General features: G+C 44.6%; 5 protein-coding genes. All 5 read left to right on the top strand.

The genetic code is table 11. From position 1 onward, the window contains the following. A partial coding sequence (locus LGZ98_RS23125; protein ID WP_262978668.1) for a DUF637 domain-containing protein occupies window positions 1-1,341 on the top strand: 1,341 nt, incomplete at its 5' end. 5 nt (window positions 1,342-1,346) lie between these two features. Next, the gene (locus LGZ98_RS23120) at window positions 1,347-1,760 is read left to right on the top strand and encodes a hypothetical protein (RefSeq protein ID WP_036782101.1); all 414 of its coding nucleotides are present in this window, start codon (window positions 1,347-1,349) and stop codon (window positions 1,758-1,760) included. 58 nt (window positions 1,761-1,818) lie between these two features. After that, window positions 1,819-2,433, top strand: coding sequence for a hypothetical protein (locus LGZ98_RS23115; RefSeq protein WP_113041476.1), 615 nt, complete (start codon window positions 1,819-1,821; stop codon window positions 2,431-2,433). After that, a complete protein-coding gene (locus tag LGZ98_RS23110; RefSeq protein WP_113041475.1) occupies window positions 2,430-2,930 on the top strand; it encodes an Imm70 family immunity protein in 501 nt (166 codons plus the stop codon). The genes LGZ98_RS23115 and LGZ98_RS23110 overlap by 4 nt, the downstream gene beginning before the upstream one ends. Window positions 2,931-2,947: 17 nt before the next feature. Next, the coding region (locus LGZ98_RS23105; RefSeq protein WP_262978667.1) for a DUF637 domain-containing protein at window positions 2,948-3,372 on the top strand (425 nt) is incomplete at its 3' end.

Here is a 3,372-nt window from a genome sequence, read left to right as displayed (position 1 = left end):
ACCAAGACACTGGCCGCCTTAGCGAAACGCGATTCAATCAAATCCCTTGTTACCCAAATCGCCGTGGGTGGCGCATTAGGGGGCTTAGACCACACGATGGGCTGGGGAAAATTAGTGGAGGGAAAAGGCGTTGTCGATCCAATAAAAGCGCAGCTTCCCTTATTGAGTAATCAGAATTGGAGTCAGGTGGCCCAGCGTGTTGCGGCGCAATCCATCGTGAGTTCAACAATAGGGACGGCGATTAACGGCGGCAGTTTTACGGATAATCTGCAAACCGCGTTGTTGAGTAATATTGGTAATCAGATTAATGCGGAAGGCGCCAAACTGATTGGTGATCAGGGGCAGATTCTGGATGTTCCGGGTAAAGCGATTAGCCATGCAGCAGTGTCTGCTCTGGCGGCGGAGATTAGCGGTGGAGATGCTAAAGGGGCGGCAGTGGGCGCATTAGCCGCAGAACTGGCCGCCATCACCTTGGATAAAACCTTTAGCGATCCGATGGCAATTCAGGCCGGTGGTAAAATCATCGGCGGCGCTGCGGGAGCCATTGCAACCAACAGCGCAGAAGGCGCCAACAGTGGCGCCAATGCCGGTGAAATGGTGATTGTCTATAATTCACTGGCACATCTTCTGTCCGCCGCAGAGAAAGAAAAGTCGGGAACACTCAAAACCTACGAGGAAAAGAAGCAAGCTTTTTGTCAGCAGTCACCGGAGGCGTGTAAACAAGCCGGAGGTGTCATCAGTTTTGGTACTGACTTCGTGCCGATTGTCGGAGATATCAAAGGCTTTGTTGAAGCTGAGAGCGCGTTAGATTATCTGGCCGCCGCAGTAGCGATTATTCCCGGTGCGGGAGATGCCGCCGGGAAAACTATCAAGGCGGTAGAGAAAGCCTTACAGAAAGGTGATATTGGGGAAGCTTCCAAACTGCTCAATAAGGCCAGTGATGAAATTACATCAGTCTCACGCCCTAGCCATAGAAAATCAGAAATTGATGTCGGGAAAGATTTGGGGGATGGATGGAATGGTCAGGTTACATTTAAAGAGGGTAAGGAAGTCCCCTATGGAACTAAAGGCAGTGTTCGTCCAGACTGGTGTCAGGGCAATATTTGTAGTGTTGAAGTGAAAAACTATAATATTGCAACGAACAAAAATGGCTTGATTAATAATGTTGCCAAACAGGCGATTGAGCGGCAGAAGAATCTGCCAGCAGGAATGGAACAACGGATAGTTATTGATGTTCGAGGGCAAACCGTGTCACTAGAACAGGAGAGGGAAATTATTAAAGGCATTGTTCAAAAATCAAATGGAATTATAGACCCAGCAGTGATCGAATTTAAAGGGTAACTAACATGAAACATATCGGTTTTTATGGTGGTAGTTCTATTGTGGAACTTGGTTCTGTTTCAGAAATGACCCAATTTTTTTCTATTTTAAATGAACAGATACACGATATTAACGATCGAAAAATCTTGTTTCAGTTTTACCAGAAGTATCTTCATCTTTATGAATTAGAAACAGCATCTTCGTTAGTAACACAACTCCAGCAGAAATTATCAAAGGAGCAGAAATGCAGATTTTTTAAATATTTTGAAGGAATAGAGCGTTGTATAAAATCCGCTCAAGTATTTCATGAAGACTGGGGTATTTATAAGCCAGTCAGAATAGTGATAACAGACATGCCTGATTTTATGACAGATAGAGATCGCCCTCTTGAGCAATACGATGCTTTAGGTCCAGATGACCCGCCATTCTGGTTACGTTAAAGAAGTTCTCGATATGCTGAACTGACCAAAAAATTGGACAGGTTACACTAAACAGCTAATGATATCTGAGTCTTGGAATTCTACCGGACTCAGACCATTCAATTTTAAAGGTTTTGTAGAGGCTAAGAGTGCATTAGATTATCTGGCCGCCGCAGTAGCGATTATTCCGGGTGCGGGTGATGCCGCCGGGAAAACTATCAAGGCGGTAGAGAAAGCCTTACAGAAAGGTGATATTGGGGAAGCTTCCAAACTGCTCAATAAGGCCAGTGATGAAATTACATCAGTCTCACGCCCTAGCCATAGAAAATCAGAAATTGATGTCGGGAAAGATTTGGGGGATGGATGGAATGGTCAGGTTACATTTAAAGAGGGTAAGGAAGTCCCCTATGGAACTAAAGGCAGTGTTCGTCCAGACTGGTGTCAGGGCAATATTTGTAGTGTTGAAGTGAAAAACTATAATATTGCAACGAACAAAAATGGCTTGATTAATAATGTTGCCAAACAGGCGATTGAACGGCAGAAGAATCTACCTGCGGGGATGGAACAACGGATAGTTATTGATGTTCGAGGGCAAGCAATAACTGCCAAGCAAAAAATGCAAATAGTTCAAGGAATAGTGCAGAAATCAAATGGTTCTATAAATTCATCATCCATCAGGTTTAAAACAGAATGAAAAATGTTGGTATACATGCCGCTATGACATTAGCTGAAATAGGCACTGCATCTGATATAAATGGATTTTTCAATTTAGTGGTAACGTTATTGGAACATCGTAATAAAGGGAGTAAGTACCCTTGGGTCACAGAAAATCTCTATCGGCGTTCTTTGAAGTATGAGGAATTATCAAGTGTCAAAAGAGATCTTGACAGTATAGAAAGGTCATTTTCACAGATATCAGCTAAAGGTATTGATTGGATGTCGTTAGGAGTGAACGTAAATAATACGAAATTAAATCTGAAAGGAGAGTCGCTATCAATTGTTTTCAAAAGGATTTTTAGTGCATTTTCTGAAGCATTAGAATGTACTGAAGTTTATTATCAAGAGCTTAACGAATATATCCCTGTAAGAATAGGTTTTACTGATACACCATATTATATTGATGAGATTAATCGCCCCCTTGAAAAATACGATGCTTTAGGCCCAGACGATCCTCCATTCTGGTTACGTTAAAAAAAGTTCCCGGCTTTGTGAACTGTACTCCAATAGTTGGATACTCAACTGATAAAGGTGCAGTTCATATACCGGGGATGGTGATTGCGATTGCGGTCGCTGCGGTCACGGCAGGTTCGGGCCTGGCGGCTTGGGCGGGAAGTGGCGCCGTGGGGGCGACAGGCGCTACGGGAGCCACGGCGAGCGCGGTTTATGGGGCGGCTTATGGCGGAATGATAGGGTTGACCTCACAGGCGGCGGTGGCCTTAGTTGAAAATAAAGGGGATCTTACCAAGACACTGGCCGCCTTAGCGAAGCGCGATGCCGTCAAATCCCTCGTGACCCAAATATCCGTGGGTGGCGCATTAGGGGGCTTAGACCACACGATGGGCTGGGGAAAATTAGTGGAAGGAAAAGGCGTTGTCGATCCGATAAAAGCGCAGCTTCCCTTATTGAGTGATAA

It is taken from the genome of Photorhabdus kayaii, from assembly GCF_025384895.1.
Classification (GTDB): Bacteria; Pseudomonadota; Gammaproteobacteria; order Enterobacterales; family Enterobacteriaceae; genus Photorhabdus; species Photorhabdus kayaii.
The sequence above is the reverse complement of the archived record's forward strand: the minus strand, read 5'-3'. Positions and strand labels throughout refer to the sequence as shown.